Origin of the sequence: Mucilaginibacter angelicae, assembly GCF_042434235.1 — a bacterium.
Classification (GTDB): domain Bacteria; phylum Bacteroidota; class Bacteroidia; order Sphingobacteriales; family Sphingobacteriaceae; genus Mucilaginibacter; species Mucilaginibacter angelicae.
The window spans coordinates 150,211-174,380 of record NZ_JBHLTS010000078.1; the positions used below are offsets into that span (position 1 = coordinate 150,211).

The following is a 24,170-nucleotide window of genomic DNA, read 5'->3' on the forward strand; positions in this document are numbered from 1 at the left end:
AAATCACGATTTTGGTTTTACACTTCACATTGACAAAGCGTTATGGGCATAAAAAGCCGGAGTTAGTTGTAACTCCGGCTTGGTAATCCACTCTGCTTTATTGATTGAAGTTGATTTTAAATCTCTAACCCATTTTTGATTGAACCGGTAACTTTGTTAGCTGTTATTATATTTGATTATTATTTTGAAGCTTCTTAAATCGTTTCGCAATATTTCTGTATCAATTTATTCAGATGCCCTTTTTTGATAGCCACTTTAGCAAAAAAGTTAAATATCGGCTCAGCTATTTTTTGAAGCCCTATCATTTTGGAGTTGCTTAAGTAGATAAATATTACTAAGTCTGAAAACTTCCTTGGGGTTCCTGCCTCGCTTGCCAAACCATCTTTTGCAAGCCCTTTTAAAATAAAAAGAGAATTTTCAAAGTTCTTATTACCAGGGCTAAGGGTTACTTTTATAATACATTCCTCTTTAGCAATATTGTGGTAATAATGTTTTTCGTTCGGCATTATCGTTGCCATATCACCCTGCTTTAAATAGTGAATATTTTTACCTTTCCCTACTTCCAGTGTACCTTTTAATACCTCAAATGTTTCCGAAAACAAGGTATGATAATGCCAGGGTGTTCTTTCGCCAGGGAGAATATTCAACTCCAATACGCTGTTTTTACCTGTGTCTGCTGAGCTAATTAGTTTAATGGATCCCTGTGTTTTCATACCGCTTTTGTTTGAGGTTTAGCTGCCAGTAAAATCGTCCCGAATACAGCGCAAATAATAATAGCAATTATGTGTGGCATAGCCTGAAAAACGCCGTTGTAGCTTTTACTTAAAACAATAAGCATGTCGGTAATGGGAACTATTGTCCCTGCTAATAATGTTACGCCCAGGGCCCGCCTTTCATTCATCAAAATAAAAGCGCATAATAATAGTCCTGAAAGTATATCCCTGATCCCTTTTATATAATGAAATGAATAGTCTCCCCGTTCATTAAAATGTATGCCGTATCCAGCTTCGGCTATTTCAGGAGACAAAAGAAAACGGGTTCCTATAAAAATCAATCCCAGCCCCGTTATAAAAGCTATTGTATAAGAAATTTTTGTTGTCATGATAATTTGTTTCTAAATGTTGAAACAAAACTATCGTGACTGCGATCAATATTGATGCACCCAAGTTAACAAATCAAAATTGGCTTGAAATTCTTTTACGGATCCGGCTTAAAGACTGAGGTTTGACGCCGACATAAGAAGCAATATAGTATTGGGGTATCCTCTGGGCAATATCAAAATAGGCTTTTATGAATTTTTCATAACGTACTTCGGGTTTATCGGTGTAGAGTGATATAACCTGCCGGATAATGTTGTTAAAAACCTGTTCTATGCCTAAACGGCCAAATCTTTCCCCATATTTAACCTCCTTGTAAAAGGTTTGCAGGTCGTCATAGCTGATCATCCATGCTGTGGTAGGCTCTAACGCTTGTATGTACGCCGTTGCTGGCGTTTTAGGTATGAAACTCGGATAATCACAAACCCATTCCCCTTCCTTATTAAAATAATTGGTTTGTTCTTCGCCGTTAGTGAACAGATAATACCTCACCAGTCCCTCTTCAATAAAGGTTAAATGGCGGCAAATCTGGCCTGCTTCCAACAAATGTTCATCTTTACGGATCTTCTTTTTATGAAACAGGTTCCTGATAATTTTTTCATCCGCCGGTGACAGTGGCACATGTGTTTTGATTTGTTCGATAAGCAGATCCATTTAAATCAAATTTTCAGATAAAAATAAACAGAAATAGGATTATGCCCCCTAAGATAGCGAATTACCTGCTGTCGGTTATTTAGCCTATGGTCGGCATTAGCACAGCATCATCAAAAACACCAAAGCCCCGATATTTCTATCGGGGCTTTGTACCCAGCGCCGGAGTCGAACCGGCACGGTTTCCCACAGGTGTTTGAGACCAGCGCGTCTACCAATTCCGCCAGCTGGGCATGTTGTAAGTGTCTTTCCTTACAAGCGGGCTGCAAATGTAGACAAACTCTCCTTAATTCGCAACAGATATTTCTGTTTATAGTAAATATTTGCAATTTCTATCCGGCGGCTTTCTTTAGCTGTATGGTCCAGCTCTTCATAGTCGTTAGTAAGGTTCGCCAGTTCCTCATTCATATCACCTTCAATAGCAAGTGTTTCTGAAGTTATGGCCGCTAATTCGTCTGCATCTTCCACTTCCATGAGGCGTTCGTTAATGTCCATCATTTCCATTAAAAAATCTGCAGGCAATTGTGGTTTTGCCCCTTCAGATACCAGGTCATGTAATTTTAAAATGTATTCCAACCGCTTAGCCGGGTCGCCAAGCGCCAGGTAAGCCTTATTATTCAGGGTAGATAGCTCCAGGATTTCCTGCTGTTTTGCATCATCCTCATTGGCATAAAAATCGGGATGGTAAAGCTTGCTCAACTCATAAAACTTTTTCTTGAGCACTGCCCCGTCAACCTTAAAAGACTCAGGGATGCCGTAAAATTCAAAATAGTTCATAGGGCAAAGATAACTATTAGCAGGTTATCCATGCCGCTATGAACTTCATGTTAACGTAAGTAATGAGCTACTCGTCGGGCTTTTGATCGTCGGTTTCCGCTTTTTCTGTTATTGCTGTTTTGGAATGCGCATCGGCAAATAGTTTCCTGTCTTTTGTTAAAGTGGGCGCCACTCCCAATATGCCTATACCGGCAACGGCCAATATCATAAACAATATAAGCCCGCAAAGCCTTATCAGCTTCTTGATTTTTTTCATTTTGATCTTATCAAATAAAAACAACAGGCACAATCCTTATAAAAGTTGTTGCCCTGAATAATTAAAATGTGGAATAATTACCGTTTGGTAATCAATAAGGAAGGATTATCCTATAAAAGAAAGGCTATCATCGCCGGGGCTATAAGTTCTGACGAAAAAAGGGTATTTGACTTGATTGTTTGATATAAACAACCTTGATGTTTGTTTAACCCCGATATCAGCCTCCCGGCTATGCAAAAAGCTTAAAGCCTGCAGGCTTAATAACTGAGAAGTTAAATTTGAAAGGCCCCATTGGTTAGCTGCCTTTAAAGCAGCATTGTAGGAAATTGACCTGGAAACTTTGTCTGCAAAACCGCCAGTCAAAGTTATACCCGGCTTATCCAACCGGTTTGGTATTTGGATTGTAAGCCCCGAAAAAGTAAAAAAGCCGAGTACTAAAACGGCTGTTAACAACCATTTGGATACTACACTTTTTACCGGGTTAAATTTCATTGAATAAATATAGCAATATCAATCCACAAAAAAGGCCCCTGCGAAAAATCACAGGAGCCAGCCCATACATCTGAAAAAAAATCTTATTTCATGTAATCTTTATCTAAAAACAAGTAACGGGCACGGTTAAGCTCAGGCATCTCTTCGCTTTTAACATCAATATTCATGAATTTAACAGTGTTGTTATTACTAATGGCCGACCATTTTGGCAAACCGGCGCCATTAGGGTTAGCCGTTTTTATAAAATTGGCAAAGTAGTTTTCCATGGTTTCGGATACTTTAAAGTCATCGGGGGTCCAGGCGTAGGTTTTATTGCCGGCAAGGTTACCCATGGCATACTCAATTTCAGAGGCATGCGCCGCACCTACCGGAGCAGGCATTTTCGGCGCAGCTTTAGCTGCATCACCTTTTACCACGCCGCCAGCCAAACCAGGTGTGGCATTACCCATTGAAGCTACCATGGCCGGGCGTACGCGCGAAAACAAGTAACGGTAAACCGGCTTCCCTCCTGTTTGCACCTGCAGGTCGGCCCATTTCCAGGTACTGTACACAATAAAACGGTCGCTTGACAGGGCGGTTGCCGATTTGATCACTTCCTCATCATTGGCTGCCGGGTATAGTTTCATTGCTTCCTCTGCCCTATCGCCATATAATTGCTTCAGCGTTTTGCTGTAATTTTCAAGTGTTGGCGCATCACCACGCATCATGAACTGAAAAGGTACTTCGGCCGAGTTCCATCCCACAAGCAAAGGTACTTTGGCCTGTTCGCCCGCCATAAATATTTCGGGCAGCGATTTTGACAGCAGGTAATTGTCAATAGTAGCCGACATTGGCGGCGTGCCGGGCTTATAGGCGTCATTCAATAATTGTTCGGCAGGTATGGCCCTCAAATCGGCCAGACTACCGGCTTTCTCGTTTGCGGCAAACTTAACACCATTTTGCTCGGCATCAGCCAGTGGAATAGGGAAAAGCGTTGGCTTGATGCCCGCACCGCTTTCGCCGATAGCACCTGCTATCAGGTCTTTTGATAAAGGTGAAGCCATTTGTACCGATACAGAAATAGATCCTGCCGATTCACCTGCAATGGTAACCCGTTTGGGGTCGCCGCCAAAGGCAGCTATATTTTTTTGCACCCAAAGTAAAGCAAGGTGCTGATCAAGATAACCATAATTGCCCGACGAATGGTTAGGCGATTCTTTAGTTAATTCGGGATGCGAAAAAAAGCCGAATACGCCAAGCCTGTAATTAACGGTTAAAGCAACAATACCTTTTTTAGCCATGCTCTCGCCGTCATAACGCGACTCCGAACCATCGCCGGCCATTAAACCACCACCGTAAAAATAAACCAGTACAGGTAGTTTTTCTTTAGATGATTTTGCCGGTGTCCACACGTTAAGGTATAAACAATCTTCGTTCATGCCTGACGACCGGAAACCCATATCCCCAAAAATGGGCTTTTGCATAGGGTTATGGCCAAAATGATCGGCCTTTAAAGTGCCTTCCCAGTTTTTGGCAGGCTGAGGCTCCTTCCAGCGCAGGTCGCCAACGGGTGGCTGGGCAAAAGGAATGCCTTTAAAGCTTAACACGTTTGATGTTTCGCGCGTACCTTCAAGCGCGCCATTTTCAACGGTGGTTTTGTTAGCCGATAGCTGCGCCATTACCCTTACCGAGGCAACTTGCGCAAGCAACAGCATTACTAAAATTGGTTTCTTCATTATTGGTTGTTTGGTTTATAGCATTTGGAATAAGGATAGCAAATCCTATTGTAACATAATGATACAATAATAAATTATTTAATCTCACATATCAAATTTTTTTGTTACTTGTGCCATCATTTTTTTCCGGATACATGAATAAAGAGTTTGAGCAACAGGAAAGTAATATCAGCGGCGAAGGTTTTTTACCCGGATTGGCTATTGATACCGTTATATTCGGGTTTCATGACAACCAGTTAAAGGTATTATTGCTGGCCTACAAAAATTCATCACTATACGCCCTGCCAGGTGGCTTTATTCATGACCATGAAGATGTAAACCAGGCAGCCCGCCGGGTACTGGAAAGCCGCACGGCTTTAACCGATATTTACCTGGAACAGTTTTATGTTTTTGGCGATTACAGCCGCTATGACCCAACCCCGCTTAAAACAATTATGAAGGCCAGGGGCTATACTCCACCCAACAACCATTGGCTCCTGAAACGTTTTGTTTCTATCGGCTTTTATGCATTAGTTGATTTTACTAAAGCCGTACCCGCTCCTGATGAAATATCCGATAACTGCGATTGGTACAGCCTTGATGAGCTCCCTGTTTTGATGCAGGACCACCGGCAAATCATCGACAAAGCCCTGCAAACCCTGCAAAACAACCTCGATCAAAAATTGATAGGCTTTAACCTGCTAACGGATGAATTTACCATGGGCGATCTGCAATCGCTTTATGAAACCATCCTTGATAAAAAACTGCTCAGGGCTGCTTTCCAGCGCAAAATACTGGGGCTCGGCATTTTAGAACGGATAGCCAAAAAGTGGACGGGCGGAGCTCATAAAGCGCCATACCTGTACAGGTTTATTTCAAACAAGGCAATGGCGGATACTATTTAACCAATATCAGCCTCCCTTATTCATCTTTTGCCCCATTGCAGCAAAATAACTATGTCGCAATTAACCCCTTAACATGTCTTAATAACACCCTCCTACATTATGTTTCAAAACTTAACTTTACTTTCATAAAATCACTCAATTATAAATCAAAAACAATCAAGCAACATGTTAGTCGTAAATCCTTATTTAAACTTTAACGGTAATACCGAAGAAGCATTTAACTTTTACAAATCGGTTTTTGGCGGCGAATTTGCCGTAGTTATGCGTTTCAAAGACGGCCCGGAGGCATCAAAACTTGCTGAGAAAGATCTTGACAAGCTTATGCACATTGCTTTGCCGCTTGGCCCCGGCAATATGCTTATGGGTACCGATGCCTTGGGTGTTGAAGAAGGAGGTATGGGTTTGGTAACCATGGGCACTAACTTTTCGCTTACCATCAGCTGCGAATCAAAAGAAGAGGCCGATAGGTTTCATGCTGGTTTATCAGCAGGTCAACAGAGTGGCGGCCCTATGCGTGAAGAATTCTGGGGCGACTATTTTGGTTGGATCAAGGATAAATTTGGCATCAGCTGGATGATCTCTTACAATCCTAACCGTCCATAATACTTATTTAGGGATGGCTAAATCACGCCATCCCTAAATAATGATCATATATCCCCCTTCAATTTACCTCAGGATACTTTTAAACCTCTATTAAAAGTACAGATTAACCAAAAGCTTATGATGGTAGAAGTTTTTAAAACCAATGTAAACAGGCGCCGCCAGGCCAGTATGCTTTTGGATGCCATCCACAAAACGTTTGGAAACCATACAGCCAATTTTGACCTGGATGATTGCGACAGGATATTGCGGGTACAGTGTGATAACGGCACCTTATGCGCAAAATCACTGATCAATTTTTTACACGAATTAGGCTGCCGGGCCGAAGTTTTAAACGACTAAGCTCATTTTCGCAAAACAAATTATTCAAAGCGGGGGTAGTATCATTAATATAAAACCTATTGTTATGTTAAAAGAAAGCAAAGCATTCAGCGGATTTTCGGTAGATGATACAGCAAAAGCAAAGACGTTTTATGCTGATGTACTTGGTTTAGATGTAACTGATGTACCCGAAATGGAGGGCCTGCTTAATCTTAATATTACCGGCAGCATCCCCATATTGATATACACCAAACCCAACCATACCCCTGCCACTTTTACCATTCTGAATTTCCCGGTTAACAATGTTGAAAAAACCGTTGATGAGCTCAGCGCCCGCGGAGTTAAATTTGAGGTTTACAATCAGGAAAATTTTAAGACAAACGAAAAAGGAGTATTTCTTGGCGGCGGCCCCAAAATAGCCTGGTTCAAGGACCCTGCCGGGAACTTTTTATCTGTAATAGAAAAGTAGCGCCTCATACACCCGTAAACAGGCATAAATTAGTCCCATTTTGGGGAATAACAGCTACCGGCCGTGGGAATAAATTCCTCGGTAGGGTATTAACTTTCTGTTAATTTCCCGGTTTTTTCACAACTATTTCACCTATATCACGTATAAAAGGTCATCAGGCCCCTTATTACGTTTATTTTTTATTTCAGGAATGTTTTTTGCCTACAATTATAATGTAAAGCAAAAGGTAAAAATTATTGAGCCATTTATTTTATACTTAGTTATCAGTTAAAACAGTTCATAGTTTCATTTTTTTTCATTAAAAAAATACTTATTAATTTATATTTTTCAATATTATCTAACCTTTACGATAAATAAAACCCATTACATTAATAATAAACTAACTGCTTACCTCTCATAAATTAACCCCAATTAATTAAGCATGAAAAGAACGCTACTTATAGTGGATGATGACCTGAGTATATTAAAACTGCTCAACTTCATTCTTTCAAAAGAATATGATATCGTAGTTAAAAATAACGGCATTGAAGCTTTCAGCTGGCTTGAAGACGGCAATATGCCCGAACTGATCATATCTGATCTTCAGATGCCTTATTTTGACGGGCAGTCATTTGTTAAAAACGTAAAGATCAGCGGCTTTTACCGCGATATCCCGGTTATACTGCTTTCAGCAGCCCATGATCTTGACGGACAAGTAAGCAACATGCCTTTTAAAGTTGATGCTTACATACACAAGCCTTTTAATCCAACCGCATTAAAAACAGCCATTAACCAAGTTTTACAAGTTTATGAATCACCCAACATCTGATTGGAACGAAAGTTCAGGTTCTAACATCAGGATAGCGTATGCTGGTACAGAGTTTAAGGAAAAGATCTCTAATGGCCTGAATGAAGGGTTTAAAATTGCTTATAGTAATTCTATTGATCAGCTCAATGATTACTTAGGCGAGCAATCTATTTTATCTGTTCCTGATATTATTTTAGTTGAGGTTGATGCAGAGGGCAAATGGATAAAACTTGTTGACGAGGTTAAGAAAAGTTTCCTGCTTAATGGTTTAATCATTGTGCTGCTTTCATCAAACAATGATAAAGCTTTAAAGCAAAAAGCCATTAAGCTAAAGGTGCATGATTTTTATGGCGAACCTTTTTCTATCAGCGATCTGCGCGAAAGGCTTAACTTTTTGGTACGTTTTAAACTGATAAAACCCAAATTGCTTGAGCTATCAAAAGTGGTTGATACAGCTTATAAAATGCCAGCTGGTAAACGCCTTATCGATTTGGTGATTTCGGGCGGTATGATGCTGGTATTATCGCCTGTTATGCTGGTAGTTGCTATTTTAATTAAGCTGGATTCAAAAGGCCCGGTATTTTACAAAAGCAAACGAGTAGGCACAGGTTATAAAGTATTTGATTTTTATAAATTCAGATCGATGCGTACCGATGCCGACCAGCTGCTTGCTAAATTATCGGCCGAAAACAACCAATATGCATCAGAAACCGGTGACAATAAGGTTGCCTTTGTGAAGATCAAGAACGACCCGCGCATTACCAAGCTGGGTAATTTCTTACGCAACTCAAGTCTTGACGAGTTACCGCAGTTGTTCAATATATTAAGGGGCGATATGTCGGTAGTAGGTAACAGGCCGCTGCCATTGTATGAGGCAGAGATGCTTACCTCTAACGAATGGTCGATGCGCTTCCTTGGCCCTGCCGGTTTAACAGGCTTATGGCAGATCAGCAAGCGTGGAAAAGAAGACATGTCTGAACGTGAAAGGAAAAAATTAGATAACTTTTATGCCCAGAAATATTCAATTTGGTTAGATTTAAAAATTATTGTGGGTACAGTGCCCGCCCTATTCCAAAAAGAAAAAGTATAAAACCATGCCTGTGAAACTAAAGCTCACTTATCTTTTTTTAATTGCTCTTTTATTTACCAGCCGCGTACACGCGCAGCAAAGCTCATTTATAAATGACATTAACTATCCTTATCTTGAAAAGCTGATAGCTACTGCCAAAAAGAACTACCCGGAAGTTAAAGCACGCCAAAGTCAGGTTAATGCGGCTAAAGGACTTTATAATTCAACCGTATTTTCATGGCTCGATGGTTTAACGGCTTCCTATATTTACAGCCCGCAAACATCTATCAATATTTCGCAGCCTACTATATTTAAAGGTTACCAATTAGCCCTTTCATTAAACATCGGACAATTGTTTTCAAGGCCGGGTGCTATCCGGCAGGCAAAAGAAACCTATAAAGTTGCGGAATATCAGCAGGCCGAGTATATGTTAAGCCTTGAAGCTCAGGTTAAACGTTTTTACTTTGCTTATCTGGAAGCACAGGCCGAATTGAGACTGCGGGCAAATGCCGTGATTGATGCCGAAAGCGCCGTTAAGCAATTAAAATACGCATTCCAAAAAGGTGAGACAACTTTTCAGATTTATAACGAACAACTTAACAGTTTATACAACCAAAACTCCTTTAAAGTACAAGCCGAATTATCGACATTTACAGCCAGGACCAATCTTGAAGAATTATTGGGTACTAAATTAGAAGATGTTAAGTAAAAGATGGAGATAGGCAATTTTTTTAATCTACTAAAGAAACACAGAAATACGCTGATCATAATCCCGCTTGTAGCGGTTATAGCCTCGTTTTTCCTGGTAAAAAACTTACCCGACGATTACCAGTCGCACGCGGAAATAGCTACCGGTATTATTGACGCCTCCAGGCACCTGCTTGATAAGGATGCTACAGCTAATGTACAGGAACAGCAGGTTGACCGTGAATTCAGTAACCTCATTGCCATTATGAAGCTAAAGAAGCTTGTTGACCAGGTTTCTTATTCGCTGATGATCCATGACCTGAGTGATCCTGCCCCATTTCGTAAACCAAGCAAGGAATTACTTGAAATGCACCCTTACGAAAAGGACAACGCTTTAGCAATACTAAAAAAGAAATTTACTACTCTCCAGCCATTATCTGTTTACGATAAAACTGAAAATACACTGATCGGACTGCTCAGGTCGATGAAATACGATGAGCGCAGTATCATGAAAGAGCTGGTAATTACCAGGGATGAGGGCAGTGATTTTATTGCTGTAAGTTTTGATTCCGAAAACCCTCAACTTTCTGCTTTCGTAGTAAACACCTTATCCAAGCAATTCATTGATTATTATACCCAGAGTGTAAAGCAGAACGAATCAAACGCGGTAACTTTTTTATCCAATTTATTGGATGCCAAACGTAAAGCACTGAGCGAAAAAACAGGTGAGCTACAACAGTATAAAATTGAAAATGGCGTATTGAACCTTGATGAACAGTCGAAAGCTATTTTTGGCCAGATCATGGTTTACAACGATAAAAAACTACAGGCTGATAAGGATGTAATCTCCTACCAGGGCGCTATTGACGCCATCAATCAAAAGTTTTCGCCCGATGAAAGGAAATATGTTGAAGCGGTAACCAACAAATATAACCAGGCCATTATCTCCACCCAGGAGCAGCTGCACATACTTGAAGATCAGTATGTACGCAGCGGGTTTAATAATAAGTATAAAGAGTCGCTTGATTCATTACAAAGCCAGCTGGCAAACCAGATCAATTTAACGTCAGATAAATATATTACTAATCCGCTTGTAGCCAAAGACGATCAGATTAAACAAAAGCTTACTCTTGAAGTTTCGCGCGATCTGGCTAAGTACAGCGTTAAATCAATCAACGGTGAGCTGGCAAATCTTAATTCAAAGTTTTCGCGCCTGGTTCCCTTTGATGCCAAAGTAAAAACCTACGACTTTGATATAGATATTGCAGGTAAAGAATATCTTGATGTACTGAACAAATACAATGAGACTAACTTACGATCAAACTTCTCCATAAAACTTATCCAGGTTGAAATGGGCCAGCCCGATGTAGCCCAGCCGTCGAAAAAAATGCTGCTTATTATATTGAGTGGTATAGGCAGTTTATTTGCCTGTGTTTTTTGGCTGTTTGTTTTATTCTACATTGATGATACAATTAAAAGCCCTACCGAGCTGGTAAATAAAACCCAGTTACCGTTATTGGGCTACTTAAACAAGATCAGCGGTGAAAATCTCGACCTGCGCAAACTTTGGGATGTTGAACACCGTGAAAAGATGAAAAACTTTAAAGAGTTGCTGCGCTCCATAAGGTTTGAAATTGACCAGGAATTAAGAGGCGAAAAAGTGTTAGCCATAACAAGCATTGAACCCACCGAAGGTAAAACACTGCTGGCCATAAGCCTTGCCTACTCCTACTCCATGATCAATAAAAGGGTGCTGTTAATTGATGGTAACTTCAATAACGCTACGATTAGTAATACAGCCCAACCGCAAGTTTATTTGGAAGATTATTTTAAAAATAGCCAGTTTGGCCAACAGGAGCTCAGTAGCTCAAACACTACTGTTTTAGGTAACCGAGGCGGCGATGTAACCCTGCTTGAAATTGGCAGCGAAACCTTTGTGAAGAGCAAATTTGATGAGCTACGATCTAAATATGATGTGGTGATCATAGATACCGCCCCGCTTACCGCGCTTAATAAATCAAAAGAGTGGTTATTGTTTGCCAATAAAACCATAGCGGTATTTGAAGCTAACAAAAAGATAACCAACGTTCAAAAACAGCATATTAGCTATTTAAAAGGACTCGAAAACAGATTTGCCGGTTGGGTACTCAATAAAACTGATTATAATCAGAAAAAAGAGAAAAACGCTTAATTGAATGGCGCACAAAGCACCGTCTTATACCTATTAATACTACTTAAAATGAGAATTGACCCTCCAAAACCAGAAAAGGATCCGTTTGAAGATTTAAGTCCGCTTCAAAAAAAAACACGTAAAGCGGCTATAGTATTTGCATTTATAGGTGTGTTTGTGTGGGCTGTGAAGATCTTGTTCCTGTAAATTTATAAAAAGCATTTAACCTCATGCGTGATGAACAAACAGGCAATACTGAAATTAAGCAGGGCTTTTGGAAAAACCTCCTGGTTCAAAAGTTTTCGCACCCCTTTGCGCTGTTTTTCCTGTTAATCACTTCACTTGCTATAAGCTTTTTAACTTATAAGCTTGAGTTTATAGGTGTAGGAGTTGTTTTGGCGTTAACTATAGGCTTACCCATTGTATTTGCCATTACTGTTTACCCCGAATTTGGGATCTGTGCACTGATCATAGCTGCCTTTTTCATCAGTTACGTTTCTGAATTTTTGCCCGATTCAGTGCCCATTGGTACATTGATGGATGTAACCACCTACCTGCTCATTCTTGGTTTTTTCATTAAACAGCGCACCGAACAAAACTGGACGTATTTTAAAAACCCCATCAGCTACATGATATTAGTGTGGCTGGCATACAATATGCTGGAGTTTGTAAATCCTTCGGCCGAATCAAGACTGGCCTGGATTTATACCGTTCGAACAGTGGGCTTCATCATGCTCATGTATTTTGTTTTTGTTTACCAGATCCGTACGGTGAAGTTTATTAAAACACTGTTAAAGCTTTGGATAACATTGGATATCCTTGCGGGCTTATCGGCCTTTCAGCAGGAAAACATTGGCTTTTTTCCATTTGAGCACCGGTACCTGTACGCCGACCCGCTGCGGGTAAGCTTGTTATTCATTAACGGGCATATGCGCAAATTTGGGATCTTTTCGGATCCGGTTACGTTTTCATATAACATGGTTATTGGGGCATTGCTTTGCGTTGTACTTCTCATGGGCGATATCCCAGTTAAGCGTAAAGTGCTGCTGGGCTGTATTGCCGGCTTTTTCCTGTTTGTAATGCTATACTCGGGCACAAGGGCCGCTTATGTATTGGTACCGGGAGCGCTTTCCATGCTGGCTGTTTTAAATTTTAACAGGCGCGTTTTAACTTTCACGATTGTAGCTGGTGCATTGTTAGGTATGTTGATAGTGATGCCAACGTCAAACCCGTTAATTAAGCGGTTCCAAACGGCATTCAACCCTTCCGACGACCCATCTTATAATGTTCGTGCCGAAAATCAGAAAAAGATCAAACCCTTTATCCTTTCGCACCCTATTGGCGGTGGTTTGGGCTCTGTAGGTGTTTGGGGGCGGAAATTTTCTCCAAACTCCATGCTGGCTAAGTTCCCTCCGGATAGCGGCTATGTACGTGTTTCTGTTGAAATGGGCTGGGTTGGCCTCATCCTTTTTTGCACGCTATTTTTTGTGGTGCTCAAAACGGGCATCAACTTTTATTTCAGCATTAAAAACCCTGAGCTCAAAAATTACTGCCTGGCCATGTTACTGATCCTGTTTGCATTTAATATAGGTAACTTTCCGCAACAGGCTCTCGTTCAATACCCGTCAAACATCCTGTTTTACCTGGCAATATCCATCCTTGTGGTATGCAAGCGCATTGACGAACAGGAACAGGAACAATTAAAAAAGAATAGCAACACCGGGGCAATACTAATTTAATTAAGCAGATGTCATTTGTATCATCCATAAAATCAAACCCTAAATTAAAAAAGTTAGTCCACTGGATGCTTATTCCGCCCGGACAGTCGAGGCCGAGGCTTTGGGTGAGGCTGATCCTTAACCGTTTTTTTCATCACCGTGGTAAAAACAGCGTGGTACGGCGTAACGCAAGGATGGACCTTTTCCCTTTCAATAAATTTTCGCTCGGTACAAAAAGCATTGTGGAGGATTTTGCAGTGATCAATAACGGTGTTGGTGATGTTTTTATAGGCGAAGGTTCGGGTGTAGGCATTAGCACCGTAATCATTGGGCCCGTTAAAATAGGCAATTTCAGCATGACGGCGCAGCACGTTGTTATATCCGGCCTTAACCATGGCTACCAGGATATAAGTATGCCGCCACGCCATCAAAAGGTTACAACCAAACAAATTACTATTGACGATAATGTATGGATCGGCGCCAACTGTGTAGTAACTGCCGGCGTAACCATTGGTAAACATTCGGTTATTGGAGCGGGAAGCGTGGTTACAAGGGATATCCCGCCCTATTCGGTAGCGGTTGGCAACCCAGCCAAAGTAATAAAACAATACAATTTCACAACACAAACGTGGGAGAAAGCGTAAAACAAAATACATGAGTTTATTTAAAAAGTTAATAAACAAACACACGCTTTCGCTGGCAACAAATGCAGTATTACCGGTTTTGGGGATGGTGATATTATCATTACTTGCCCGCCGCTTAAGCAAACCCGACTTTGGTAACTATGTATTCTTCCTGATTGTATTTACACTGGCAGATACCTTCCGCACAGGCTTCCTCCAAACCTCACTGATTAAATTTTATTCAGGATCAACACCCGAAAGGAAGAAAAATATCTCAGGGTCAACCTGGTACCTGGGCTTCCTGATCACTTCAGCATTCGCTGTGGTAAACCTGCTGATCTATCTTATTTATAAAAATCCGGATGCTGATATTGCTATTACGCTTAAATGGTTCAGTCTCATTTATTTCTGCACGCTTCCATCGGCAGTAAGTCTCTGGATCCTTCAGGCCGAAGAGCGCTTTGATAAAATGTTCATTTTGCAGTTAATGAACCAGGGAGGTTTCCTTGTGCTGGTAGTCGGGCTGGCTATTGCAGGCAAATCAGACTTTGAAACAACCATTTACTCTTACTTTGCGGCAAACCTGCTTAGCAGTACCATTTGCATTTTTATAGGTTGGGCCAAGGTAAAAACAATAGCCTATAAAAGCTGGAGCACCATAAAGGAAATGGCGCATTTTGGCAAATACAGCGTAGGTACATCCATAAGCTCATACCTGCTCAGGAGCTCTGATACACTCATAGTAAAACCTATGTTCAGTCCTGATCTGCTGGCTGTTTACTATATCCCGCAGCGGCTAATGGAGATCTTTGAGATCCCGCTAAGGGCTTTTATTTCTACCGCTTTGCCTGCCATGTCGGCAGCGGTACAGCGGGGTGATAAAAAGCATGTTACCTATATCATGAAAAAATACGCGGGCATGCTTACTATGGCGCTTACCCCTATTGCCATAATTTGTTTCGCTGCTGCCGATCTTATCATCGGGCTTATATTCGGCGCTAAATACCAGCACTCGGATGCCGGCAATATCTTCAGGATTTTTATGTGTTATGTAATGCTGTTGCCTATCGACAGGTTTTTCGGGATCACACTTGATATTATCAATAAACCCCACCTTAACATGATCAAGGTGTTCCTGATGTTAACAGTTAACGTAATCGGCGATTTTACGGGCATTTTTATATTTCACAGTCTTTATGCCGTAGCAGTCGCCTCTATTTTCACGTTCTTTACCGGGGCCATATTTGGTTATTGGGCATTAAAAAAGCATCTTCAATTTAAAATATCCGACATTTTTGTTTTGGGTTACATCGAACTAAAGGAACTTATAGGTGTTGTGATCAGCAAAATCAAAGGAAAACAATTAACTGAATAAGCAAGCTATATGGAGCTTAAAAACCGGCATATCGTTATATTCTCGCAAATGCAGTTTGATAGCCGCCTCGAGTCAACTAACTATACTATGGCCAAACATTTGGCTAAAGATAATTATGTATACTATGTTGACAGGCCTTATACCTGGAAAGATTATCTCCAGTTTAAAAACACGCCCGGATATAATGCCCGCAAGCCGCACTTCTTTTCGCCAAAGGATAGTTTTATCCAAACGGAGATCCCGAATTTAAAGATCATCATTACGCCCCCTGTACCGTCAATCAATTCGCTGCCCGAAGGTGCTATGTACCGGCTGGCCCTTAAAGTAAACGAAAGGATAGTAGCGGGCAGGCTCAATAAGGTTATTAAAAATCTTGGTATAAAGGATTATATCTTCATTAACTCATACGCGTTTTACTATCCAACCATGCACCGGTTGTTGAAACTGAAACCCTTACTCAAGGTTTACCATTGCGTTGACCCGCTGATTGAGGAATACCAAACGCGCCATGGTCTCATATCAGAAGATATCCTGGTTAAAGACATGGATCTGGTGATCAGCACCAGTAAAGAGTTGAGCAATGTAAAAGGCAAGCTTAACCCTAACTCCTATTTTGTACCTAACGCCGCCAACATTGCCCACAGCCAAAAGGCGCTTGACCAGGCTTTACCTGTAGCAGAAATATTATCTGATCTCAAAAAACCTATTATCGGCTATTTCGGTAACATTGAACGCCGCATTGACTATGAGTTGATGACTAAATTAACTGAGCAAAACCCCGATAAAAGCTTTGTATTTGTGGGGCCGGTTGATATAGATTACGAAAACAATCCGGCCTTTAATGCCCCCAATATATTCAAAAAGGGCGCTGTGCCATATGAGCTATTACCTGCAGTGCTCAAAGGCTTTGATGTTGCCATCATCCCGTTTAAAAAAGATGATGTAAGCAGTTCTATTTTCCCCCTTAAATTATTTGAATACCTGGGCTCAGGCCGCCCGGTAGTTATCACCGATTTTAACGAAGACCTGGAAGAATTTACCGGTGACACCGTGTACATCTGCAAAAATGCCGGTGAATTTACTGCTGCCATTAACCTTGCGTTAAATGATACTCCTTTTCTGCAGCAAAAAAGATTAAAAGTAGCAGCACAAAATACATGGGAGCACCGTATAACAGAGATCAAGGGCCTGCTGGCAACAAATTTGAATAATAAGCAGAAAGGTTAATTTTTAGAGAAACGCACCTGTTACTTATAATTAATATAAAACAGGGTTATCATCAAAAACACATGGAAATCATCAAATTCATTGCATCTGTAGTAGCCATTTTGCTGTTTATATACCTTGGTGTATATAGCCTGTATTTGTTTGTGTTCTCTGTACTGGGGAAATTAATCCCCATTAAACCGCCGCCTGCAGCAAATGCACTTAGTAAGTTCATAATTTACATCTGCGCTTATAAAGAAGATGAAATTATTTTAAACTCGGCAGCAGCAGCTTTAACTATCAATTATCCGCAGGATAAGTTCCTGGTTTGTGTGATAGCCGACTCCATGAAACCCGAAACTATTGCTAAACTAAAGCAGATGCCTTTGCAGGTGGTTGAGGTAGTTTTTGAAACAAGCACCAAATCAAAAGCATTAAATAAAGCCATTGAAAATACAGCTGCCGGTTTTGATGCCGCTGTTGTTTTTGATATTGATAATGTTGCCGCTCCTGATTACCTGCATCAGATCAATAATTATATCCAGGCAGGTCACCAGGTAGTGCAGGGCCACCGGGTTGCAAAAAACTCCAACACACAGGTAGCGATACTTGACGCTGTTAGTGAAGAGGTTAACAACCACATTTTCAGGAAATCACAGCAGTTATTTAAGTTTTCTGCAGCCATTATAGGTTCGGGAATGGCGCTTAAATATGATTTATTTGTAAATGTAATGTCGCGTATTGATGCTGTTGGCGGCTTTGATAAAGAGATGGGCTTACTGCTCACCCGTGATAAAATCCATGTTGCCTACGCCGAAAAAGCGTACATATATGACGAAAAAGTAAGTAATCCCGCAGTATTTGAAAAACAGCGTAAACGCTGGCTTTCGGCCCAGTTTAACCTGCTTAAAAAATATGGGGCTACTGCACCTGCCCAATTTTTCCGCGGCAATTTTGATTATGTGAACGAGATTTACCAGATGGCTATCCTGCCCCGCGTGCTGATGCTTGGCCTGATGCCTTTTATGCTGCTGATCTCTTTTTTCACTCCCGGCATTGGTCCGCACTGGCATTTATGGCTCGGAGCAACCGCGGCTTGTTACCTTGGTATCATAGTTGCCATCCCAACATCGTTCTATAACGCGAAACTTTTGGAAGCAATGCTTAAACTGCCGTTGATATTTTTCACCATGTTTTCGCTCCTGTTTAAGTTAAAGGGGGCAAACAAAAAGTTTATTCATACGCCGCATGATAATGTTCCCGTTGAACCCGTAAACGACCAGGCAACTGCAGTTAAGTAACGGAAACAAGATTGGTAATTAATTGAATCAGGAATAATAGCATATAAAAACACTTATGGATACCCCTTTGAATACTGATGTTATAAGCATGTTAAACAATACAGCTGCAGATTATCCTAAAGAAAAAGCACTTATCCATTTAACTGCGGCTACAGCCCGGCAATACCCGGATAAAACGGCGCTAAAATTTCATGAGCGGGTATTAACCTATAAAGCACTTAACGAAGCGGCCAACAAACTGGCCGGCTACCTGATTGACCAGGGGCTCCAGAGAGGTGATGTTGCCGGTGTTGCGCTTGACCGCTCGCCCGAAATGGTGATATCATTATTGGCCATCATGAAAACCGGTGCAGCCTATGTACCACTTGATCCTGAATATCCGAAAGACCGTATCGAATTTATGCTGGAAGATTCTTCGGCTAAGATCCTGATCACTGCCGAAAAATACCATAATCATTTTGCTGCAAACTCAACCGAAGTTTTGATTGAAGACGCTTTGGAGAAATTCCCGTCATACCCTGTAACCGAACCGGAAACCGGCGTTAATGGCGAAGACCTTGCTTATATTCTTTATACATCAGGTTCAACAGGCAAACCTAAAGGCGTGCAGATCCGTCACTTTAACCTGGTTAACTTTTTACTGAGCTGTCAAAAGATGCCGGGCATGACACCTGCTGATAAAGTACTGGCTGTTACTACCATATCATTTGACATTGCTGGCCTGGACCTGTATTTACCCTTGATAACCGGCGCCGAACTTTTACTGGCCGATTCAGCAACCGCAAAAGACGGCCGCGCATTGGTTGATTTGGTTAAAGCAGAAGATGTGACTATTATGCAGGCTACTCCTTTTACCTGGCGCATGATGCTGGTATCGGGTTGGGACAGCAAACTGCCTTTAAAAGTTTATTGCGGCGGCGAGGCTTTTCCAAAGGATTTGGTTACACAGCTTTTACCTAAATGCGAGGAGATCTGGAACCTGTACGGGCCTACCGAAACCACTATTTATTCAACTATAAAACAGATCATCAGCGATGAGGATATTACCATTGGTAAACCGGTGGCCAATACCCAGATCTATATTCTTGATGAGGCGCTTAATAACCTTACCGATGGTTCAATAGGCGAAATTTATATAGGCGGTGATGGCGTAGCGGTTGGCTACCTGAACCGTGCCGAATTATCGGCCGAACGTTTTGTAAAAGACAACTTCTCCCCTGTTGAAGGTGCCAGAATGTACCGTACCGGCGATTTGGGCAAGATCAGGCAGGATGGTGAAATTGTTTGTCTGGGCCGTATTGACCACCAGGTTAAGGTACGTGGTTACCGTATTGAGCTGGAAGAAATTGAACAAAACCTTTTAAAAGAAGATAATATTAAACAGGCTGTAGTAATAGCCCGTGAAGATACACCCGGAATGCCACGCCTCGTGGCTTACGTTATTGTAAACGAGCAAAAAGAAGGTGCGGATCTGAAAACACAATTTGATGCATGGCAAAAAGGCCTGCTGGCTACCTTGCCCGAATACATGGTGCCGGATGATTTTGTGGTAATGGATATGATCCCTATTACGCCAAATGGCAAGATAGACCGCAAAGCCCTCCCTAAACCTGATTACAGTATTATATACCGTGAAGGTGAATTTGTAGCGCCACGTACCGATAATGAAAAACTGGTTGCTAAAATATGGCAGCAGAATATGGGTATTGAGCAGATCAGTATTTTCGATAACTTTTTTGAGCTGGGCGGCCGCTCGTTAGTCGCCGTAAAAATTATGGCGGCTATTGAACAGGAAACCGGCAAACGCTTGCCGCTGGCCACCTTGTTTGAGCATGCTACCATTGAGAAACTGGCAGCAAGACTTGAGGGAAATGAAGCTATCGGCTGGGAATCATTAGTACCTATTAAGCCGGAGGGCAGTAAAATGCCTTTATACATTGTACACGGCGCAGGTTTGAATGTGTTATTATTCAACGCCCTTGCCATGAACATGAATGCAGAACAACCGGTTTACGGCTTGCAGGCACGGGGCTTGAATGGCATAGATGAACCTCTTGATGTAATGGAAGAGATTGCGGCAAACTACATTGCCGAGATAGTTGCTAAAAACCCTGAAGGCCCGTATGCTTTGGCAGGCTACTCTTTAGGCGGCATTATTGCCTATGAAATGGCAAACCAACTTATAGCAGCCGGTAAAGAGGTGAAAATGGTAGCTATGTTTGATACCTATGCCGAACGTTCAAATGTAAACGACAGCAAGGCTAAAAAGATAGTTGATAAAACCACACTGCGCGCAAAGCAATTTGCACACAGCTTTGTTTTACTGGCCGAAGACCCTAAACGTACCATTGAGTACAAAGGCCTGATGCTTAAACGCCAGCTGATAAAATTTTACTGGAAAATATTTAAACCTAACGAAAAACGGGAAGGTTTTTTTGCTTACGATAATGAGATTGACGAGGCAAGTGAAAAAGCATTACGTAACTACATATTAAAACCGTTAAATATAACCCTGGACCTGTTCAGAGCTAAAAAACGGACATTTTATATGGAAGATTTTGAGTTTTTGGGTTGGAAACCCTTTGCGCTGAAAGGTGTAAATGTGCACGAGATCCCGGGCGAGCATAACACCATATTTGCTCCGCCAAATGATAAGGAATTTGCCGAAGTGTTACAAAAATGCCTTGACAGGGCAGCTGAAATTTAATTTTCCAGGCTTTTACCTGCACACAAGGCCACCGTGTTAAAACTTTTAGCTATATTAAAATTAACCGGCTGTGTTAAATATGGAGAAAGCTATCGAAAAGGATATAAAATCAACAGACAAAGCAAGGGTTTATTTCTCAAACCTAAATGGAGTAAGGGCCCTTGCTGCCCTCATGGTGGTCATATCCCATATCGAACTGCATAAAGCTGATTTCCATGTAGCCCGGATCCCATATATAACCATACTTTATTTTGGCAAAACGGGTGTCACTATTTTCTTTGCCTTAAGCGGGTTCCTGATCACTTATCTGCTATTGGAAGAAAAACGCAATTTTTCGGCTGTTAACTTTAAGGCATTTTATGTCCGGCGCATGCTCAGGATCTGGCCTTTGTATTTCCTGCTGGTAATCATTGGCTTCTTTATTTATCCCGGGCAAGGCTCATCAACAGCCCTGTGGTTATCAGTGTTTTTCATGCCTAACCTCGCATTTTGCCTTCAAATGCTGCCCGATATTTTTAACCCTATCTGGTCAATTGGCACCGAGGAGCAGTTTTACATCTTCCACCCGCATTTTTTCAGAATAAAGAATTATAAAAACATGCTTTATGCATTTGTAATTTTTATCCTTTTTATGTGGACATTACAGCTAACCATTAACCATCTCAAACACACCAATCTTATCTGGAAACTCTTTAGCCAGTTTTTTTACTACGCCCGGTTTGATAATATGATGATTGGTGCAGTTACAGCTGTTTTATTTCATAATACAAAATATCCAACATTTAACTTTAAGCTGCAGCCACTGTTCAACCTAATGTTTAAACCTTACATGCAGGTTATACTTTCTATAACATTTGTGGGCTATGTGTATCTGTACCTTACCCGCAATATTGGCCATGGCGATGTACCGCTGGCTATTATCTCTTCGCTGCTTATCGTTAACCTTTGCCAGGCCGAAACCAGCATTTACACTATAAAAAGCAAAGCGCTTAATTTTATCGGGCAAATTTCCTATGGTATCTATCTGCTGCATAAATACCCCTTATTTTTAATCCTGTACCTTGTGCATCATTATATCTCAACAATGAATATGGTAATGCAGAATATGATTATATACGTGGCTACTATATCATGTGCCATCGGGCTGGCCGCATTATCCTACTTTGGATACGAAAAACCTTTTCTGACCATTAAGAAACGCTTTCAGAAAATAACACAGTAATATTTACTGCTGTTTAAGCTCAATTACCGATGTAAAGGTATTTACCCCGGTACCAGGTTTGTGTTTGTAATCAAATGTATCGCTGGCGCGTGCAATGATCATCAGGCCATAATGTTCATTCAACCCCATAATGGTTTCCTTATCAACATATTGCACATCAAAATCTTCGGTAAAAAACTCCAGGTGATTGCTGTTTTTCACCCGACCTTTTAACGTACCAAAGCCATCGCCATAAATAGCGATTTCATTTCGGGCAAACTTGCTGCTTGGCAGCGGCCAGGTCAGCAAAGCTTGCCGGGTATTAATCTGCAGCGGCTTTCCCTTGTCCTGTTTACTAATATATAGCTTGTTATTTTTCAGATCAATCCCGATGCTGGTTACATCACTCCCCATATGCTTGAGCGAATTAGTAAGCAGCTCAATCAGGATAGTTTTTATCCTGAAATCTGTATGATCATCAACTATATCCTTTGCCAGGTTTTTTATATAGCCGATGATCTGGACGGTTAAAGGATAAATACCTTCAGTTTCATTATTAAAAACAAACTTTTTCAAGGTAGTAATTCGTTTATGCCCCGGTTAAAGCCTCCTGTGTATTTGTATAGATCCTGAACACTTTATCAAGCCGCACCAATTGAAATAAAGATCTGATATCGCTATTTAAACCTACTACAGCAATATCTCCCCCGTTGTTTATGGCCAGTTTAAGTGCTGATACCAATGCGCCTAAAAAAGAACTATCCACATATATTACCTGCTCAAAGTTTACAATAACATACTTGTTTCCGTTGCTGATCAGGCTAAGCAATTCCGACTTAAACTGTTCAGCACTCGCCAAATTTGCCTCTTTAAGCTGTATGTCCGCAATCGGTACATTATCAAGCAAACGTGTTTGTAATATCATTTAGGTATTTTTTGAATAAATATTAAACTGCAATCGTCAATTTGTTCATTGGCCTTTTCATTTAAGAAGCCATCATATTTTAATATCGCGAATGAATCAGCTTTACCAAGATACGCCTCAATTTCGTTAGTAAAGCCATTCAGGTCGGTTTTCTTACCTGCCGACGTCTCTTTATCTATCAATCCGTCGGTAATCATAATCAATTGGTCGCCGGGCTGCATAGTAAACAAATGTTCGTCATAACCGCCTTGCTTACTAACCCCGAGCAATAATCCCGATGAGCTGATCCTGTCAAGCCTATTTTCGGCACAGCTAAAATATAGTAGCGGCAAATCACCTGCTCCTGTATAGCTTAGCATTTCATCCATGGAATCAATCATGATAAGTGAAAGTGTCGATAATACCTCACTCACAACCGGATCATGATAAATAACCGAATTGATTTTTTGCATGATGCTTTTGGTCGATACGTCCCCTTCCGAAACACATAACCTAACAGCGGCCCTTATATAGCTCAGATAGCCGAATGAAAAAAACCAGGCGCCCCACTTTTTGCCCATAACATCGCCCAGGATAATAAAAGTATATCTGTTATTGATAGTTATCACATCAATAAAATCTCCGCCCGGGTAATTTTCAAATGATTTATGCCAAAAGTCGATTTCAAAACCATCGATACGGGGCCTTTCCTGCGGAACAGAATATAAGTTTAACGCCATTGCGGCACTGCTCAGTTCTCTTATTGTGTGCTCATGCCTTTCGCGGATGCTATTCAGAAAATTATTGATCTTTGAAATAATGAAGGCAATGGGTGTATCCTTATCAATGTAATCTATAGCATCAAGGCTCATTCCCGCTATCATATGATCATGATCTGTAACCGATGTCAGAAACATAAAGGGGATATTTTTATACTCGGGCACAGCCATTAAACTTTGCCTGAACGCAAAGCCATCGGTACCGGGCATCTGGTAATCAGACAAGATCAGGTCGGGCACCTCATTTTTAAGCAGCGCCAAAGCTTCTTCAGCATTATCAGCCTTACTACACACAAAGCCGTCTTTTTCCAAAGCCTGACCAATAACCTTCAAAACAAGCAGGCTATCATCAACCAATAGTATTTTGGGACGCTTTGGCAT

Annotated in this window: 26 protein-coding genes and 1 tRNA gene; 16 read left to right on the top strand and 11 right to left on the bottom strand. The window is 41.1% G+C overall.

The features are described from left to right. Positions 1-194 precede the first annotated feature (194 nt). The 8 genes from ACFFGT_RS28870 to ACFFGT_RS28905 all read right to left on the bottom strand — a co-directional run bounded on the left by ACFFGT_RS28870 (position 195) and on the right by ACFFGT_RS28905 (position 4,988). Positions 195-713 carry a cupin domain-containing protein gene (locus ACFFGT_RS28870; RefSeq protein ID WP_377025990.1) on the bottom strand — a complete coding sequence of 173 codons (519 nt, stop codon included), beginning with the start codon at positions 711-713 and terminating at the stop codon, positions 195-197. Then, a complete protein-coding gene (locus ACFFGT_RS28875; RefSeq protein ID WP_377025991.1) occupies positions 710-1,102 on the bottom strand; it encodes a DUF4267 domain-containing protein in 393 nt (130 codons plus the stop codon). Before ACFFGT_RS28875 ends, ACFFGT_RS28870 begins: the two co-directional genes overlap by 4 nt. A 73-nt stretch (positions 1,103-1,175) precedes the next feature. After that, the gene (locus tag ACFFGT_RS28880; RefSeq protein ID WP_377025992.1) at positions 1,176-1,751 is read right to left on the bottom strand and encodes a Crp/Fnr family transcriptional regulator; all 576 of its coding nucleotides are present in this window, start codon (positions 1,749-1,751) and stop codon (positions 1,176-1,178) included. Positions 1,752-1,901: 150 nt separating this feature from the next. After that, positions 1,902-1,981 (bottom strand) — tRNA-Leu (locus ACFFGT_RS28885). 19 nt (positions 1,982-2,000) lie between these two features. Beyond that, positions 2,001-2,525: a Fe-S protein assembly co-chaperone HscB gene (gene hscB, locus ACFFGT_RS28890; RefSeq protein ID WP_377025993.1), complete on the bottom strand. Its 525-nt coding sequence runs from the start codon at positions 2,523-2,525 to the stop codon at positions 2,001-2,003. A gap of 67 nt (positions 2,526-2,592) precedes the next feature. Continuing rightward, the gene (locus ACFFGT_RS28895; RefSeq protein WP_377025994.1) at positions 2,593-2,781 is read right to left on the bottom strand and encodes a hypothetical protein; all 189 of its coding nucleotides are present in this window, start codon (positions 2,779-2,781) and stop codon (positions 2,593-2,595) included. A 105-nt stretch (positions 2,782-2,886) separates the two neighbouring features. Further along, positions 2,887-3,273 carry a hypothetical protein gene (locus tag ACFFGT_RS28900; protein ID WP_377025995.1) on the bottom strand — a complete coding sequence of 129 codons (387 nt, stop codon included), beginning with the start codon at positions 3,271-3,273 and terminating at the stop codon, positions 2,887-2,889. A gap of 83 nt (positions 3,274-3,356) precedes the next feature. After that, positions 3,357-4,988, bottom strand: a complete 1,632-nt coding sequence (locus ACFFGT_RS28905) for a carboxylesterase/lipase family protein (protein ID WP_377025996.1) — start codon at positions 4,986-4,988, stop codon at positions 3,357-3,359. Positions 4,989-5,122: 134 nt separating this feature from the next. On the opposite strand from ACFFGT_RS28905, the gene ACFFGT_RS28910 reads away from it, so the two are divergent. The 16 genes from ACFFGT_RS28910 to ACFFGT_RS28985 all read left to right on the top strand — a co-directional run bounded on the left by ACFFGT_RS28910 (position 5,123) and on the right by ACFFGT_RS28985 (position 22,127). After that, positions 5,123-5,872 (top strand): NUDIX hydrolase, encoded by a 750-nt coding sequence (locus tag ACFFGT_RS28910; RefSeq protein WP_377025997.1) that lies wholly within the window; start codon positions 5,123-5,125, stop codon positions 5,870-5,872. A 165-nt stretch (positions 5,873-6,037) separates the two neighbouring features. Continuing rightward, entirely contained in the window at positions 6,038-6,475 is a 438-nt protein-coding gene (locus ACFFGT_RS28915; RefSeq protein ID WP_377025998.1) for a VOC family protein, read from the top strand. Between the two features lie 117 nt (positions 6,476-6,592). Continuing rightward, positions 6,593-6,814, top strand: a complete 222-nt coding sequence (locus ACFFGT_RS28920) for a hypothetical protein (protein WP_377025999.1) — start codon at positions 6,593-6,595, stop codon at positions 6,812-6,814. A gap of 64 nt (positions 6,815-6,878) precedes the next feature. Then, positions 6,879-7,262, top strand: a complete 384-nt coding sequence (locus ACFFGT_RS28925; RefSeq protein ID WP_377026000.1) for a VOC family protein — start codon at positions 6,879-6,881, stop codon at positions 7,260-7,262. Between the two features lie 421 nt (positions 7,263-7,683). Next, positions 7,684-8,070 (top strand): response regulator, encoded by a 387-nt coding sequence (locus ACFFGT_RS28930; protein WP_377026001.1) that lies wholly within the window; start codon positions 7,684-7,686, stop codon positions 8,068-8,070. Continuing rightward, positions 8,051-9,139: a sugar transferase gene (locus ACFFGT_RS28935; RefSeq protein WP_377026002.1), complete on the top strand. Its 1,089-nt coding sequence runs from the start codon at positions 8,051-8,053 to the stop codon at positions 9,137-9,139. Before ACFFGT_RS28930 ends, ACFFGT_RS28935 begins: the two co-directional genes overlap by 20 nt. Before the next feature lie 4 nt (positions 9,140-9,143). Next, on the top strand, positions 9,144-9,827 hold the full coding sequence (locus ACFFGT_RS28940; RefSeq protein ID WP_377026003.1) for a TolC family protein: 684 nt from the start codon (positions 9,144-9,146) through the stop codon (positions 9,825-9,827). Positions 9,828-9,830: 3 nt separating this feature from the next. Next, positions 9,831-11,996, top strand: a complete 2,166-nt coding sequence (locus ACFFGT_RS28945; RefSeq protein ID WP_377026004.1) for an exopolysaccharide transport family protein — start codon at positions 9,831-9,833, stop codon at positions 11,994-11,996. Between the two features lie 48 nt (positions 11,997-12,044). Next, a complete protein-coding gene (locus ACFFGT_RS28950) occupies positions 12,045-12,182 on the top strand; it encodes a hypothetical protein (protein ID WP_167667979.1) in 138 nt (45 codons plus the stop codon). Positions 12,183-12,205: 23 nt separating this feature from the next. Further along, positions 12,206-13,714 (top strand): O-antigen ligase family protein, encoded by a 1,509-nt coding sequence (locus ACFFGT_RS28955; protein WP_377026005.1) that lies wholly within the window; start codon positions 12,206-12,208, stop codon positions 13,712-13,714. An 8-nt stretch (positions 13,715-13,722) separates the two neighbouring features. Beyond that, a complete protein-coding gene (locus ACFFGT_RS28960; RefSeq protein WP_377026006.1) occupies positions 13,723-14,337 on the top strand; it encodes an acyltransferase in 615 nt (204 codons plus the stop codon). Positions 14,338-14,347: 10 nt separating this feature from the next. Continuing rightward, complete coding sequence (locus ACFFGT_RS28965) at positions 14,348-15,691, top strand: oligosaccharide flippase family protein (RefSeq protein WP_377026007.1); 1,344 nt, start codon at positions 14,348-14,350, stop codon at positions 15,689-15,691. 9 nt (positions 15,692-15,700) lie between these two features. Beyond that, positions 15,701-16,918: a glycosyltransferase gene (locus ACFFGT_RS28970; RefSeq protein ID WP_377026008.1), complete on the top strand. Its 1,218-nt coding sequence runs from the start codon at positions 15,701-15,703 to the stop codon at positions 16,916-16,918. 62 nt (positions 16,919-16,980) lie between these two features. After that, positions 16,981-18,198 carry a glycosyltransferase family 2 protein gene (locus tag ACFFGT_RS28975; RefSeq protein WP_377026009.1) on the top strand — a complete coding sequence of 406 codons (1,218 nt, stop codon included), beginning with the start codon at positions 16,981-16,983 and terminating at the stop codon, positions 18,196-18,198. A gap of 55 nt (positions 18,199-18,253) precedes the next feature. Continuing rightward, entirely contained in the window at positions 18,254-20,905 is a 2,652-nt protein-coding gene (locus ACFFGT_RS28980; RefSeq protein WP_377026010.1) for a non-ribosomal peptide synthetase, read from the top strand. A 79-nt stretch (positions 20,906-20,984) separates the two neighbouring features. Next, the gene (locus ACFFGT_RS28985; protein ID WP_377026011.1) at positions 20,985-22,127 is read left to right on the top strand and encodes an acyltransferase family protein; all 1,143 of its coding nucleotides are present in this window, start codon (positions 20,985-20,987) and stop codon (positions 22,125-22,127) included. 3 nt (positions 22,128-22,130) lie between these two features. On the opposite strand, the gene ACFFGT_RS28990 is transcribed toward ACFFGT_RS28985, so the two are convergent. From ACFFGT_RS28990 to ACFFGT_RS29000, 3 genes are read right to left on the bottom strand one after another with little or no spacing between them, the layout of a single operon-like run. Beyond that, the gene (locus ACFFGT_RS28990; protein ID WP_377026012.1) at positions 22,131-22,682 is read right to left on the bottom strand and encodes a hypothetical protein; all 552 of its coding nucleotides are present in this window, start codon (positions 22,680-22,682) and stop codon (positions 22,131-22,133) included. A 13-nt stretch (positions 22,683-22,695) separates the two neighbouring features. Beyond that, the gene (locus ACFFGT_RS28995; RefSeq protein ID WP_377026013.1) at positions 22,696-23,031 is read right to left on the bottom strand and encodes an STAS domain-containing protein; all 336 of its coding nucleotides are present in this window, start codon (positions 23,029-23,031) and stop codon (positions 22,696-22,698) included. Further along, positions 23,028-24,170 carry a SpoIIE family protein phosphatase gene (locus ACFFGT_RS29000; RefSeq protein WP_377026014.1) on the bottom strand — a complete coding sequence of 381 codons (1,143 nt, stop codon included), beginning with the start codon at positions 24,168-24,170 and terminating at the stop codon, positions 23,028-23,030. Before ACFFGT_RS29000 ends, ACFFGT_RS28995 begins: the two co-directional genes overlap by 4 nt.